This is a genomic window from Neobacillus sp. MER 74 (assembly GCF_023714155.1).
In genome coordinates this window covers 1-13,419 of sequence record NZ_JAMAUV010000001.1, presented here as the reverse complement: position 1 = coordinate 13,419, position 13,419 = coordinate 1, and the positions used below count along the sequence as shown (strand labels likewise).

Sequence of the window (13,419 nt, the reverse complement as noted above, 5' to 3'; positions counted from 1 at the left end):
AGAAAGGGGTTTTACTATGTCATTAAATGGTAAACGAGTAGTTGTTTTAGGGGGTACTTCTGGTATTGGTTTAGCAACTGCCAAAGCGTTTCTCGATCAATCAGCTCAAGTGATCATTGCCAGCCGTTCTGTTTCCAAATTAAATGAAGCAAAACAAGTTCTTGGTGGCAATGTAGAAGGAAATGAAATCGATTTTCGAAGCGAAGAAAAAGTAGCAGAATTTTTCAGCAAGGTTGGAAAATTTGACCACCTTGTGGTAACAGCAGGAGAAGGCGCAATGGGGCACTTTAGCGAATTGCCTGTGGCAAGTGCTAAAGAGGCGTTTGATAGTAAGTTCTGGGGGCAATATATTACCGTCCGCTCAGCACTTCCATATTTAAACAATGAGAGCTCAATCACCTTAACCTCTGGTGTATATGGCGTTCGTCCTCCTCAAGGCGCTACTACGTTAGCGGCAATCAATTCAGCCATTGAAGGATTGGTTCGAGGACTTTCCGTAGACCTAGCCCCTATTAGGGTAAACGTGGTTTCACCTGGAATTGTAGACACTCCAATCTATGCAGGAATGCCAGATGATCAGAGGCAAGCACTGTTCAACGGCATTGCACAACAGCTCCCTGTTGGACGGATTGCAAAGCCGGAAGACATAGCTGAAACCTATGTATACCTTGCTAAAAATGGTTTTACTACTGGTACGGCTGTTCTTATTGATGGTGGAGCCCACTTAGTATAATGGCCTAAATGGATGTTGAATTGAAGCTTATCACCCTGCCAAGCAGCGGTTCTAACTAAAATAGAAATAAGTTAAGAATTAAGTAATTTACTGGCGGCAATACTGCAAAAGAGTATTGCCGCCTTTTTTGTTATTAGGTACATGAAAAAGATACAAAAGGAAGTGTTGATTTTTAATGAGTGTACAGGACGAAAATAAATTAACAAAAATAAAAAATTCCCTTGAAAGTCGTGTAGTTACATTGCCTGATGGAACTTCTATGCCAAGAATAGGACAAGGAACTTGGTACATGGGAGAAAATCCTCAAATGAGAGAAAGGGAAATCAAAGCTTTACAACTCGGAATAGAATTAGGCATGAAACTAATAGATACGGCGGAAATGTATGGTGATGGCGATTCTGAACGCTTAGTAGGTGAAGCAATTAAAGGACGAAGAGATGACGTCTTTTTAGTATCAAAGGTGTATCCTCATCATGCAGGATTAGATATGATTGCCAAAGCGTGTGAAAACAGTCTAAAAAGGCTGGGAACCGAACTTCTTGATTTGTACCTTTTACACTGGCGAGGACGTGTGCCATTAGCAGAAACCATTGAAGGAATGGAAAAGCTACGCAAGGAAGGAAAAATAGTAAGGTGGGGAGTCTCCAATTTTGATTCCGATGATATGAAAGAGTTATGGAACACCACTAACGGAAAAAATTGTATGATTAATCAAGTATTATATCATCTTGGTTCAAGGGGTATAGAGTATGATCTCTTACCATGGCAGCGAGAACATCACATGCCTATTATGGCATATAGCCCGCTAGCTCAAGGAGGTTCTTTAAGAAGACAACTGTTAACGGATCCAACCATTTTAGAGATTGCAGAAAAATACACTGTACAACCCTTACAAATCGCTCTCGCTTGGACAATCCGTTCTAACAATTGTCTGGCTATTCCAAAAGCTGTTCAAGAAGAACATGTACTAGCAAATGCGGAAGCTGCTATTATTGAATTAACAAAAGAGGATTTAAATAGACTTGATGAAGTATTTCCGCAACCGACTAGAAAAATGCCTTTGGACATTTTATAGAAATTTTGAGGATAGACAAGAGAGAAGGGATTGAATGTGTATATCAACAGAGGTATTGGGAAGATTTACTCCAGATGCAGCGCTGAGGAGGCTCCCGGCTCGCCCGCGGAAAGCGAGCACATGGAGCCAATTGCTTTTTAACTATGAGCCCTCCCTTCACTAAGTAGCGGAATGGTGTGATTAGCTTACTTCTATTACTTTTTAAGAAGCAATGAGAATGAATAAGCAAATGAAGCACATTGCCTACTACACAAAGAAAGTGGCTCAAGAGGGGGAAAAGGCAAGACCCACCTATAGGCGGTCTAGGAATCCCTATCGTAATCATCGTTTGCTTTTTAAAAACGAGTTTTGAATGAAATGATTTAAGCTTCATTATAGTTGACCTTCCCAGAGGTTGAATCTTCCTTGAAATATATTTAGGAAAGTGAAAGAGAGCAGTCAAATGACTGTTCTCTTTAATCTTTAAAAAAGTGAATTTACCCGCAAATCCAATTATTTAATGAGATTTCCTTGATATTTCTTCGTTTTTCTAGTTTCTTCAATCGTGTTCCAGTAAACTTCTGGTTTAGTACAATTAAGCTAGTATTAAATCATATTTAGGTGGGATGGAATGTTTGTAGCGTATTCTGATGCTTCAATCCAAAAATTCCAATTGTTTAAGATTCCACCTTAAAAAGACGGGATGGAAAACCAAGAAATAAGAAATATGTATCCAAGGACACTAAGGAGATCCTTAGAAGACTTAATATAAGAACTCAGGTAATCCCTCGAAAATATAATGTTGCTAATCGAGTGTGCTTTGAGAATAAATATCATAAATCTACTCCAATCTCCTCTATTAACTGCAACTACTTTCAAGAGGGGGAGAATTTTCCTAATTATTACTTACTGTTATAGGTTTTAGGTTTCAAAGGCTCTTAACCCATTTGGTTGGGGGTCTTGTTTATTTGGGAAATCCCTAGACCACTTGATGTATGGTGTGACAATATAGACAAAATAATCTAACAATTAATACTGTAAAATTTACTTTAAAAATCCTTTTTGATACGATTTGTTCAAAGGAAGTGGATTCTATTAATTTTGGTATGATGAAAGGAAGACTCGAGGGTCGTCCTTCAACATCAAAGAATAAACTTGATTATGCCTTTATCTTAAAGCGGAATGGTTCTGGATGAAATAGCTGATAAAATGGCATTTTTATGATGAAAATTTATAGAAAGCTTTAATGAGAGATCTTTAAAATGTAAAAAAAACCCTTCCCGATACTAGAAAAGGGCTTTATCCATATTCGTTAATATTCGGTTCACATCAAAACAAGAAACTTTTTTTTTGAACCTTATCAAGGCTATTGGATCTGGTAAATATATACATTGACTGTAACAGGATATAAAAAATTCAGTTTTGCGGAGAGGAATATATATGACAATGGCAGATGAGAATTGGACACAGTTTGTTCTTGAGGGAACTACTAATATCAACGTAAGAGAAGAAATTTTAGATTCGTGGAATAGGTGTAAGCAATTGGGCGTTTCCTATGAAAAGGAAGAAATTTTTTCACATCTTAAACAAAGTGATTTTGTAAGCAGACAACAAAAAAATTTCGACCTGATTAACGCCGCAGTACCAGTTATGGAGGAATTTTGTAAACGTTTAAAAGGGGGAGGATACCTTCTTTTGCTTGCGGATGCAGATGGATATTTATTAGAAGTGATGGCCGATCATAAATCACAAAAATTAGCTGACCGGTCCGGAATATGTCCTGGGGCACGATGGACAGAAGAAAATGTTGGTTCTACAGGATTATCAATTGCGCTTAGAACACGGACTGCTATGGCTACTTCAGGGAATGAGCATTACTGTTTAGCTCTTCGGGGCTGGGATTGTTCTGCATGTCCTATTTTTGTTGATGGAGTTTATATAGGAACATTTGACGTTTGCCGCATAGGTCCCAAAAATGATTTGAAAGAGTTATATACACTGGCAGGTGCCGGTGCTCGTGCCGTTACGGAAAGATACCAGTTTAATAAAACAAAAATCAAAGAACAGGTTTTATCAAGTGTATTAACCGACTACGTTAATAAGTTGAACGAAAAAACAGGTATTATTTCGTTTGATAAAAATGGTATTGAGTTATTCAAAAATAAGCCGGCTCAAGACTTTTTAATGTTGTTTGAAAAAAACAAATTTGATTTGAAATCAAAAGAAAAGAAAATATTTAGTAATTTTGATAATGGTTCGGTATTGAATGAAATTGAAGTGGATGGGAAGAAATTTGCTATCGATTCAGAAGTAATATTGAGTAAAGACAAACAGTTAGCTACCGTCATATTTATACATCCCAAAACAAAGTTAACTTTACCCAATACTATAGTAAACCCCGATTATTTTGCCTTTAATACTAAAAATGAAGCTTTTGAGAAGACCATACAAATGGCTGTAAAGGTTTCAAAAAGTGATGCAAGCATTCTTATACAAGGGGAAAGTGGAGTAGGGAAAGATTATATGGCTCGTTTTATTCACAATCAAAGCAAAAGAAGGGACTATCCTTATACCGCAATTAATTGTGCAGCATTGCCGCGAGAACTAATTAGTACAGAGTTATTTGGTTATGAAGGCGGGGCCTTTACAGGTGCTAAACTCAAAGGGAATCAAGGGAAAATTGAAGCGTCTAACAAAGGCACAATATTCTTAGATGAAATAGCAGATTTGCCATTAGATTTACAAGCTACTCTTCTTAGAACTTTGGAAGAGAAACAAGTCATAAGGGTTGGCAGTACTACACCAATTCCAGTTAATGTACGTTTTTTAGCTGCTACAAATAAAAATATGAAAGAACTAGTTGAAAAAGGGGAATTCCGAGAAGATCTTTACTATCGCTTAAACGTGTTTAATATAAAGATCCCTTCTTTAAGAGAACGAATCGAAGATTTAGAAAGTATTTTTAATACCATGTTGTTCAAAGCTTGCGAAAAAGCGCAACGAAAAAAAATCTCCCTCACTGCAAAAGCAATTAGTTTATTTCAACAACATACATGGCCGGGGAATTTAAGGGAACTCAGAAATGTAATTGAACGAATTGTTTATCTACACGATGAAGATACGTTCGATTCATTTCATGCACATGAGTTTTTAAGAGCAGACCAATCAGCTGAAAAAACTAGTGAGCGTGAATATATCACATACATTCTCCACAAAACGAATGGCAATCGTACTGAGGCTGCAAAGGAAATGGGTATATCTCGCAGTGCTTTGTATCGGAAAATCCAAAAATATAGTATCGAATAAATGGTATATATACTGTTCACTCGTCCGAACATAGACCGGTCAAATATACACGATATGAAGGCGGAATCTTGTATTAAAAAATGAACAGGACTGTTCTAATCTGCTTTTTCCCTCTATTTTGAATACTATAATTAATTGGCATGGTAATTGCATTAATAAATAGTGTAGCCGCTTATAAGGCTAACAATTTCATAAGGGGGACAAGCAATATGCATGTTGGAACAAAAGAATGGATGGGTCAGTTCCAGAAAACGGTAAACAATGACCAGGAACTTAATGTTATTGGAAAGTACTTCACTACAAAATTCCTTTGGCAGATTGGCCCAAAGAGTTACGTGATTGAAGTTTTAGAAGGAAAAATTAAGAATATTATTTCAAATCCAACTCCACTCGAACCTTGGAAATTTGCAATCCGTGGAACAGAAGACGCTTGGGTGAAGTTTACTCAGCCGACTCCACCTCCAATGTATCACGAATTATTCGCTGCCATGTTCCAAGGTAACTTACAGATAGATGGCGATATCAAGGAGTTAATGGCAAACCTACGGGCAATGACTCGCCTTCTAGATGTAACAAGAGAAGTTCAACTTACAGTAGCATAAAAAGGAGGATGAAAAATGAGTAAATTATCTACGGTTAAAGGTCGTTATGTTTACGTAAATGTACAAGATGTTGAATACAAGGTTTACTTTGAGGAAAATGGCCGAGGTATCCCTCTTGTTTGTCAACATACGGCAGGTTCTGATAACCGCCAGTGGCGCGGACTTTTAGAGGATGGAAACATAACCAAAAATTTCAGGGTTATTGCTTATGATTTACCACGTCATGGAAAATCAGATCCTCCACATGCTGTTGAGTGGTGGAAGGAAGAATATAAACTTACTACCCAGTGGTTTCTTCAATTTGTTAGAAGTTTTTGTGAGGAGCTTGAACTTGAAAATCCTGTATTCATGGGAAGTTCGTTTGGTGGAAATGTAGCCCTGCAACTCGCTCTTGAATACCCGGATTACTTTAGAGCAACCATTCCTGTCGAAGGAGCCGATTATACTCCAGGCTATTTCGTGGATTGGTGGAACCATCCTCATACGCATGGCGGAGAGGTTTGTGCATCTGGGACCTGGGGTCTTATGGCGCCACAAAGCCCTGAAAAAGATCGTCGTCTAACATGGTGGTATTATAGCCAAGGAGCACCAGGTGTTTTTAAGGGGGATCTTTATTTCTATAGTGTTGATCATGACCTTCGTGGAAAACTACACCTAATCGATGCTGAAAAATGCCCTGTATATTTAATGACAGGTGAATATGATTACCTATCTACTCCTGCGGATTCAAAACGTACTGCCGATCAAATCTCTGGAGCAAAATTTGTGGAAATGAAGGGAATCGGGCATTTTCCAATGAGTGAAAATTATGAGGTATTTGTTAAATACTTAGAAGAAGTTCTTCAAGATATCTTAATGAAAGAAAAAGCATTAGTAATAAAATAGACCGTCAAGTTTTGTTTGATATCATACAGGGGAGGCGCTAAGTCGTCTCTTCTGTTATTTTTTATCCTTTTATAACAGATGACAAGTATTTAAGTAAAAAGGAGACGAAAGAAGGATGAAACATTACAACATGTACATAAACGGCGAGTGGTTTAACACCCGTAACGTATTAGAAGTGGAAAATCCCGCCACAAAAGAAATCATTGCGTCAGTTCCAAATGGTGGGAGTGACGAAGCAAAAATTGCAGTAAATGCGGCACATGCAGCATTTTCTACGTGGTCGAAAACAACAGCATATGAACGCAGTGAATACTTAAAAAATTGGTTTACTCTCATCGAGCAAAATCAAGAAGAAATTGCTAAAACGATGACGATGGAACAAGGAAAACCATTAAAAGAAGCACTAAGTGAAGTGCAGTATGCCAATAGTTTTTTATCATGGTATGCTGAGGAAGCTAAGCGTGTATATGGGGAAACGATTCCAGCTTCTCATTCACATAAACGCCTGCTTATTCAAAAACAGCCAGTTGGCGTTGTCGCAGCGATTACGCCTTGGAACTTTCCTGCGGCTATGATTACAAGAAAAGTAGCCCCGGCATTAGCGGCTGGTTGTACGGTTGTTGTTAAACCAGCAGAATCTACTCCGTTAACCGCTTTGCTATTAGCGAACTTCGCACACGAAGCAGGTATCCCCAAAGGGGTTATCAATGTGGTTACAGGAGATCCGAAAGAAATCGGAAATGTTTGGCTAGATGATCCACGTGTAAAGAAGATTACCTTTACCGGATCTACGGAAGTGGGGAAATATTTGATGAGGCGTGCAGCAGATACCGTGAAAAAGGTTTCGCTTGAATTGGGCGGTCATGCTCCGTTCATTGTTATGTCTGATGCCAATATCAAAAAAGCGGTCGAGGGCGTTATTCAATCAAAATTCCGAAATGCAGGTCAAACATGTATATGTACAAATCGTATTTATGTGCAAGAAGGCATCGCTGCATCATTTATACAAGAGTTCGCTGCAGCAGCTGCGTTATTAAAAGTCGGTAGCGGCTTTGAAGAAGGTACTGACATCGGTCCGCTCATTAACTACAATGCAATAGAAAAAGTGAAAAGCCATATCTCTGATGCAGTCGATAAAGGCGCTGAAGTATTAGTAGGGGGCAATCAGCTTGTTGCAAAGAACGGCTATTATTTTGAACCAACGTTGTTAAGTGGGGTAACAGATGAAATGGATTGTATGAAAGAAGAAACATTTGGACCGCTTGCACCGATTACGACCTTTAAAACGGAAGAAGAAGTGATTGAGCGTGCAAATAACTCTCCTTATGGATTAGCTGCATATGTATATACTGAAAATCTTGGATGTTCGATTCGTGTAAGTGAGGGCTTGGAATTTGGAATCGTTGGTGTGAATGACAGTATTCCATCTGTTTCACAGGCACCATTTGGTGGATTAAAAGAAAGCGGCTTAGGACGTGAAGGCGGCCATTACGGTATTGAGGAATTTTTGGAAGTAAAATACATTTCAATAGGCATATAATCTGAGCGAAAAAAATGATCTTAAATGTGCCCGCTGTGCGCCTTAGTTCTCAAAACGTTAATTGTGGAGTTTTAAAGGCTCTCAACCGATTTGGTTGGGGGTCTCTTTTATGACTTAACACTGTTTTTGACCAGCTAAAGTTTGTTTTTTTCAATAAATCTAAGAATATCATTTTTAGAGACTGATTGTGTTTTTCTGTTGGTACTGGCTTAAACAAATCCCCCTTTTCTTGAATCCTTGTCTTCGTATTTAAAATGGTAAAATCCGTAGGCTTAATACCCGCTTCTACCTCTGACCAGGTAAGCGTTTGGCCCCATTTGCTTCCGAGTTGGCTCTAGCCGAGTAACCCCACCGGCATCGTCCGTCCACTCTATAGCTGCATGTAATCAAAATAAAGCTTGTTCCCCCTTTTGGAAACGACTCGTTCAAGAGTTACCTTTTGCGGCATTTGCTCTGCAAAATAATGTGCAACAAAGGTATTTATTTTTCTTGTTTGTTCGAATGTATGCTCTGGCTGAATAGGTATAAATATTTGCTTTCCTGAAGAACCTGATGTTCTTGGTACCGACATTAACTGAGTGATTCAAGAAGTTCCTTCTGCCTGATTGCTATCATGTCTTCTGGTGAAGGGAAATGGACAGTTGAAACAGCTTTAGATTTACAAGCAGCCACTCCTGTTATCGCAATGTCTCTTTTGATGCGTTACCGTTCATTAGACAGCGATACTTTTACAGGTAAAGTGGTAGCTGCATTAAGTACCGAATTTGGTGGACATGTTGTTGAAAAAAATTAACAAATTACATCTGTCACATTTAATAGAAAAAGAGTCAATAAAAATAGGTGAAGAAAAATAGCTCATTATTTGTGAAATGGTAATGAAAATAATGAATATGATGGTAGAGAAGGATGTGAAGTCCATGAATGTATTGGATGCAAAAATGATAAATACACAGTATGGTAAACGGAGGAAAATATAATAGGAACAATAGGGTTCCTGGAGAAATTACTTGGAATTACAATAGAAGACATTTTAAGTGCTCATATTGAGAGATCTCACTAGTTTCCGAAATAACCATTCAATGGGACAAAGAAGAGACTTAATGGCAGATTACGCACGAATGATTAACGAAGTTGCCTTAATTGCTGAAGATGGTATAAGTATAAATCTATTAATAGAAAAGGGATGGATGGAACAACCTCCCTCTGCCAATGATCACGAAAGTTTGGCAAAGAATTAGATCATGGGAACTATATTTTTGACTGCCAAATTCCTGAGCACGTTCAGCCTGAAATGTTAGAACGAATGCTTAACATGATACCGGGAGTCGTTGAAAATGGGTTGTTTGTTGGAATGACTGACTTGGTGATCACTTTAGATCAAGTAAAAATGTGGTCATGTTAAGTAGGTAAGAACATAAGAGAGAGAATTTGAGTCCCTCTCTTCTCTTATTTTTTTTTATATCTTTACAATGATTCTACCTCTTGCTTGTCCTTTTAAAATAGTAGGCAAGTTTTGAGGTAATTCTTTAAGTGTAATTTCTTTCTGTATAATTTCAGAAAGAGTAGAAGGTTTTAAATCGGTTGTCATGCGATTCCATAGTTCTTGCCGAACATCCATTGGACAATAAACAGAATCAATACCGAGAAGGTTTATGCCACGTAAAATAAACGGAAACACGGAGGTAGGAATGCTTCCTCCACCAGTTAAACCACTGACCGCAACAGAACCATTGTATTGGATTTTACTTAAGATGGATGCAAGTGTCTCCCCCCCTACTGGATCAACCGCCGCAGCCCATATTTGTTTATCAAGGGGCTTGATTTTACCGTTAAAGACATCTTCACGAGAAATAATCTCTTTTGCACCGATCTTATGTAAAAAAGTATGCTCAGAATTTTTACCAGTACTAGCGACTACTTCGTATCCTCTTTTTGAAAGCATGGAAACAGCTAAACTACCTACGCCGCCAGTTGCTCCTGTAACAAGAACTTTGCCTTTTTCTGGTGTTAAACCGTTATCTTCTAACCTTTGAATGGAGAGGGCTGCAGTAATACCTGCTGTCCCCAAAATCATTGATTCTTTCAACGTTAAATTTTTGGGTAATTGGACAATCCAATCACCAGGAATTCGGGCAAATTCACTATAACCACCATAATGGGAAACACCAATTTCATAGCTTGTTGCAATGACTTCGTCCCCTTCACGGAAACGTGGGTCTTGAGAGGATACGACTACCCCTGCTAAATCAATACCTGGAATAAAGGGATAGGTTGTAATGATTTTCCCATTCGGAATACTTGCTAAACCATCTTTATAGTTTATAGCAGAATAAACAACTTTGATTAAAACATCACCTTGAGGTAACTCATTTAAGGTAATATTTTTGACTTGAACAGAAAAATCGTTTTCATTTTTATCAATCATCAATGCTTTAAATTGTTCCATTTTTTTTAACTCCTTTCTTGAGCAGCAGAATAGAATTCTGTATTCACTGCTAATATATAATGTATGGAAGTATATTACAAGTACATACTTTTATTTTATATAGTGAAAAAAGTATACTGTGAGTTATAATAAATATGGAGGTGAAGTGAAATGTCACGAATGCAGGATAAGATGTTTAATTGTGAAAAAGAATTAACTCTTTCCGTTATCGGTGGTAAATGGAAGATGCTTATATTATGGCATCTAGGCAAAGAGGGAACGAAGCGATTTGGTGAACTGAAAGCTCTTATGCCAGGGATCACACAGAGAATGCTAGTTAATCAATTGCGAGAACTGGAAGAAGACTTGATTGTAAAACGCGAAGTCTATCCCGTGGTTCCTCCAAAAGTAGAATACTCCCTTACTGAGCAAGGGAGAAGCTTGATGCCGATTCTCGATGCTATGTATAACTGGGGAAAAGATTATATGGAAACAGCTGGGTTGAAACCTTTAGTAAGTCAAGAGTCGATTAGATAAATTTTAACTGGTAATCTAAGGTTGACTCCGGCCAAGGGAGGTCAACCTAATTTCATGATAATTTAATAATTATTTTTAGTATTTTGTAGTGCCTTGTTCACTTTAGAAAAAGTATAATAGTAATTCTTCTTTTTAGTATGGAAAAGAAAAGATAATTTTTTCCTAATAAAATAAGGTAGGGGAAACTAAATAAATTTTACAGTATAGTTTTTTTCACTATGTAATGAAGAAGTGCGTGTTCAAATTTTTCATTTCGCTATTGATAGGATTAAATGATTTTTACAAAGGATTGTATGCAAATGAGAGTATCAGCCGTTCGGTATTATCATCATACCATTAGCTCTTGAATCAAGGAAAAAGGTATTAGGTAGTAAAGGATTAATTTGGGGGATTGTTGTTATTTTTATAAGTGTAGTGACTGTGTATGAGCCAGGTGGGAAGGTCAAAATGCCGGAGCCGGCTAGTGCAAACCAGAAATCAACAACACCGGTAACAAGTGGAGGCGACTAATGCCCGAGATGAAAAAATTTTTCATTGCTGACATATGCTTGTAAAAAGAAGCCATGCTTATCTTTAGCACGGCTCTTCTCATTTCCACCACTGCCACCATTTCTTTTGCTCTGCGGCTGCGATTTGCTTTCTTGTTTCTTCATCAATCATTAGCCCGCGTTCCTTCTCCTGGTGCTCCATCCGGTCTACATACTTCCATATTTGATTAATTTTCTCTTCTTGCTTAGCTTCCCGTACTGCCTTCTCCTTCAAAAGTTTGATTAATTCTACGTTTATTTCCTCCAAATGTTCTATACGATTCAATAGCTCATTAGTATTAGTATTCTGCTCAGCATCGCCATCATTAATTGTCTGTATGGGCACTTCTTCCTTAAAGGTTACCGAATTATTTTCTTCAGTAACCAGATTATTTTCTTCATAGGCCAATGCCAGTACTGCTTCGACAGAACGGTCCATCGTCATACCCTCTTGTTTAGTGAATTCGATTATTTTGCGGAGGGTGAGAACATCCTTATCAAAATATGTTCTATGTCCTCTACTATTACGCTGAACGAGATACCCATGACCTTCCAAGTGGGTAGCATACTTCCGTAATGTAATTGCATCAATTCCAAGCAATTCCTGTACGTCACTAGGTGTATATATGATCGTCATAACACTGCACCTCCAATTTAACATTTCTATAATTCATTGAGAATTTCCTTTTATTTGTTAGAAAATCAATCTTCTGAACTATATAGATGTTTTCTTTATTTGATGGTCAACTCAGTCACTGATAATCAGTAATGGGAATTATAGGTTAAGCACTATATGGAAGGATATGGCTAAAAAAGTTAGAATGTCTGAGATATATTATCGAGTTTGGATGACATTCCTTAATACAGCAAAATACACCGTTTTTTCGACTTTGTGTGACCCAGCATTCAATGATAAGATGAAACCTACATTAAAGAACAATTCGCCAAGTGAAAAAAACTGAAAGGAATGATTTTGTTATTAATCATTTACAATTAAGTTATACGAGCGAAATGGAAAAAGCGATGCGTAGTGCCCATGGAGTAGGTTATGAAGACTACAGTAGAAATCATACAGTGAGAATGAGAGTCGAAAAACGCCGTAAAAAGGACTATATTAGGTGTCGTAGAATGACTGCGGATTTAGACAGACTTACTCATTATAATAATCGCTTAAAGGTATGAATGAAAAGGGAAACCAATGTGAATAAACCACACTGGTTTCCCTTTTTTTACTTTTAAATAATAGGCTGTGTTAAAGATTAATGTTGATATTAACACTCTGTTTCTCTTCGTTCCAGGCACGAAGACTCCTGCGGGAGTACGGGGCAGGGGAGACCCCGCAGGAGCAAAGCGACGAGTTATCATGAACGAAACTAGCTCCTTACTCGTAACATCGTAGATTAATTTGGTTAGAATGTTTACTGGAAAAAACATAACCAAATCAGAGCTACATTACGGAAGGAGCTAGTTATTATGAAGGATACCATAAAATATGTTGGTTTAGACGTATCAAAAGAAAAAATAGCTGTTGCGATTGCAGATGAAGGTCGAGATGAGCCTAGATATTGGGGCATGATTTCGAATACTCCAGAAGCAGTTAAGAAATTAATGAAAAAGTTAGGAAACGGCGAGAACTTACGAGTGTGTTACGAAGCAGGTCCTACCGGATATGCATTGTATAGATTATTCCTTACTCTAAATATTCACTGTATGGTTATAGCGCCATCTTTAATTCCTAAAAAACCTGGTGAGCGTATTAAAACGGATCGTAGAGATTCCGTTCGACTCGCTCAATTATATCGAGCGGGAG

At 37.8% G+C, this 13,419-nt stretch carries 13 protein-coding genes and 2 pseudogenes; 12 read left to right on the top strand and 3 right to left on the bottom strand.

The window, feature by feature from the left end; genetic code table 11:
• Positions 1-16 precede the first annotated feature (16 nt).
• From M3610_RS00065 to M3610_RS00040, 6 genes are all read left to right on the top strand, one after another.
• The gene (locus tag M3610_RS00065; protein WP_251455834.1) at positions 17-733 is read left to right on the top strand and encodes an SDR family oxidoreductase; all 717 of its coding nucleotides are present in this window, start codon (positions 17-19) and stop codon (positions 731-733) included.
• Between the two features lie 175 nt (positions 734-908).
• On the top strand, positions 909-1,808 hold the full coding sequence (locus M3610_RS00060; RefSeq protein WP_251455832.1) for an aldo/keto reductase: 900 nt from the start codon (positions 909-911) through the stop codon (positions 1,806-1,808).
• A 1,419-nt stretch (positions 1,809-3,227) separates the two neighbouring features.
• Positions 3,228-5,093 (top strand): sigma-54-dependent Fis family transcriptional regulator, encoded by a 1,866-nt coding sequence (locus M3610_RS00055; RefSeq protein WP_251455830.1) that lies wholly within the window; start codon positions 3,228-3,230, stop codon positions 5,091-5,093.
• A gap of 209 nt (positions 5,094-5,302) precedes the next feature.
• Positions 5,303-5,695: a hypothetical protein gene (locus tag M3610_RS00050; RefSeq protein WP_251455828.1), complete on the top strand. Its 393-nt coding sequence runs from the start codon at positions 5,303-5,305 to the stop codon at positions 5,693-5,695.
• A 15-nt stretch (positions 5,696-5,710) separates the two neighbouring features.
• Positions 5,711-6,580, top strand: coding sequence for an alpha/beta fold hydrolase (locus tag M3610_RS00045; RefSeq protein WP_251455826.1), 870 nt, complete (start codon positions 5,711-5,713; stop codon positions 6,578-6,580).
• 130 nt (positions 6,581-6,710) lie between these two features.
• Complete coding sequence (locus tag M3610_RS00040; protein ID WP_251456709.1) at positions 6,711-8,120, top strand: NAD-dependent succinate-semialdehyde dehydrogenase; 1,410 nt, start codon at positions 6,711-6,713, stop codon at positions 8,118-8,120.
• Between the two features lie 370 nt (positions 8,121-8,490).
• Here M3610_RS00040 and ligD read toward each other — a convergent pair whose 3' ends face one another.
• Positions 8,491-8,691, bottom strand: coding sequence for a non-homologous end-joining DNA ligase LigD (gene ligD / locus M3610_RS28465; RefSeq protein ID WP_375376187.1), 201 nt, complete (start codon positions 8,689-8,691; stop codon positions 8,491-8,493).
• Between the two features lie 45 nt (positions 8,692-8,736).
• Between ligD and M3610_RS00035 the strand changes: the two are divergent.
• The 3 genes and pseudogenes from M3610_RS00035 to M3610_RS00025 form a co-directional block, all read left to right on the top strand.
• Positions 8,737-8,913 (top strand): annotated as a pseudogene (locus tag M3610_RS00035) (phosphogluconate dehydrogenase (NAD(+)-dependent, decarboxylating)); the annotation flags it as partial.
• Between the two features lie 241 nt (positions 8,914-9,154).
• Positions 9,155-9,358 carry a DUF3231 family protein gene (locus tag M3610_RS00030; RefSeq protein WP_251455824.1) on the top strand — a complete coding sequence of 68 codons (204 nt, stop codon included), beginning with the start codon at positions 9,155-9,157 and terminating at the stop codon, positions 9,356-9,358.
• Positions 9,359-9,369: 11 nt separating this feature from the next.
• Positions 9,370-9,522 (top strand): annotated as a pseudogene (locus M3610_RS00025) (ribose-5-phosphate isomerase A); the annotation flags it as partial.
• A 54-nt stretch (positions 9,523-9,576) separates the two neighbouring features.
• Here M3610_RS00025 and M3610_RS00020 read toward each other — a convergent pair.
• Entirely contained in the window at positions 9,577-10,566 is a 990-nt protein-coding gene (locus tag M3610_RS00020; protein ID WP_251455819.1) for an NADPH:quinone oxidoreductase family protein, read from the bottom strand.
• Between the two features lie 150 nt (positions 10,567-10,716).
• Here M3610_RS00020 and hxlR point away from each other — a divergent pair, with 150 nt between their 5' ends.
• Positions 10,717-11,082, top strand: coding sequence for a transcriptional activator HxlR (gene hxlR, locus M3610_RS00015; RefSeq protein WP_098575191.1), 366 nt, complete (start codon positions 10,717-10,719; stop codon positions 11,080-11,082).
• A 588-nt stretch (positions 11,083-11,670) separates the two neighbouring features.
• On the opposite strand, the gene M3610_RS00010 is transcribed toward hxlR, so the two are convergent.
• Entirely contained in the window at positions 11,671-12,246 is a 576-nt protein-coding gene (locus M3610_RS00010) for a MerR family transcriptional regulator (RefSeq protein ID WP_251455817.1), read from the bottom strand.
• A gap of 374 nt (positions 12,247-12,620) precedes the next feature.
• On the opposite strand from M3610_RS00010, the gene M3610_RS28570 reads away from it, so the two are divergent.
• Positions 12,621-12,791: a YuzK family famiily protein gene (locus tag M3610_RS28570; protein WP_483870105.1), complete on the top strand. Its 171-nt coding sequence runs from the start codon at positions 12,621-12,623 to the stop codon at positions 12,789-12,791.
• A gap of 291 nt (positions 12,792-13,082) precedes the next feature.
• On the top strand, positions 13,083-13,419 hold a 337-nt coding region (locus M3610_RS00005; RefSeq protein WP_251455815.1), incomplete at its 3' end, for an IS110 family transposase.

Excerpts from the sequence above, each read along its gene's own strand:
- M3610_RS28570 (WP_483870105.1), top strand. The coding sequence starts at position 12,621 with ATGGAAAAAGCGATGCGTAGTGCCCATGGAGTAGGTTATGAAGACTAC.
- M3610_RS00050 (WP_251455828.1), top strand. The coding sequence starts at position 5,303 with ATGCATGTTGGAACAAAAGAATGGATGGGTCAGTTCCAGAAAACGGTA.
- M3610_RS00045 (WP_251455826.1), top strand. The coding sequence starts at position 5,711 with ATGAGTAAATTATCTACGGTTAAAGGTCGTTATGTTTACGTAAATGTA.
- hxlR (WP_098575191.1), top strand. The coding sequence starts at position 10,717 with ATGTCACGAATGCAGGATAAGATGTTTAATTGTGAAAAAGAATTAACT.
- M3610_RS00040 (WP_251456709.1), top strand. The coding sequence starts at position 6,711 with ATGTACATAAACGGCGAGTGGTTTAACACCCGTAACGTATTAGAAGTG.
- M3610_RS00055 (WP_251455830.1), top strand. The coding sequence starts at position 3,228 with ATGACAATGGCAGATGAGAATTGGACACAGTTTGTTCTTGAGGGAACT.
- ligD (WP_375376187.1), bottom strand. The coding sequence starts at position 8,691 with ATGTCGGTACCAAGAACATCAGGTTCTTCAGGAAAGCAAATATTTATA.
- M3610_RS00010 (WP_251455817.1), bottom strand. The coding sequence starts at position 12,246 with ATGACGATCATATATACACCTAGTGACGTACAGGAATTGCTTGGAATT.
- M3610_RS00020 (WP_251455819.1), bottom strand. The coding sequence starts at position 10,566 with ATGGAACAATTTAAAGCATTGATGATTGATAAAAATGAAAACGATTTT.
- M3610_RS00065 (WP_251455834.1), top strand. The coding sequence starts at position 17 with ATGTCATTAAATGGTAAACGAGTAGTTGTTTTAGGGGGTACTTCTGGT.
- M3610_RS00060 (WP_251455832.1), top strand. The coding sequence starts at position 909 with ATGAGTGTACAGGACGAAAATAAATTAACAAAAATAAAAAATTCCCTT.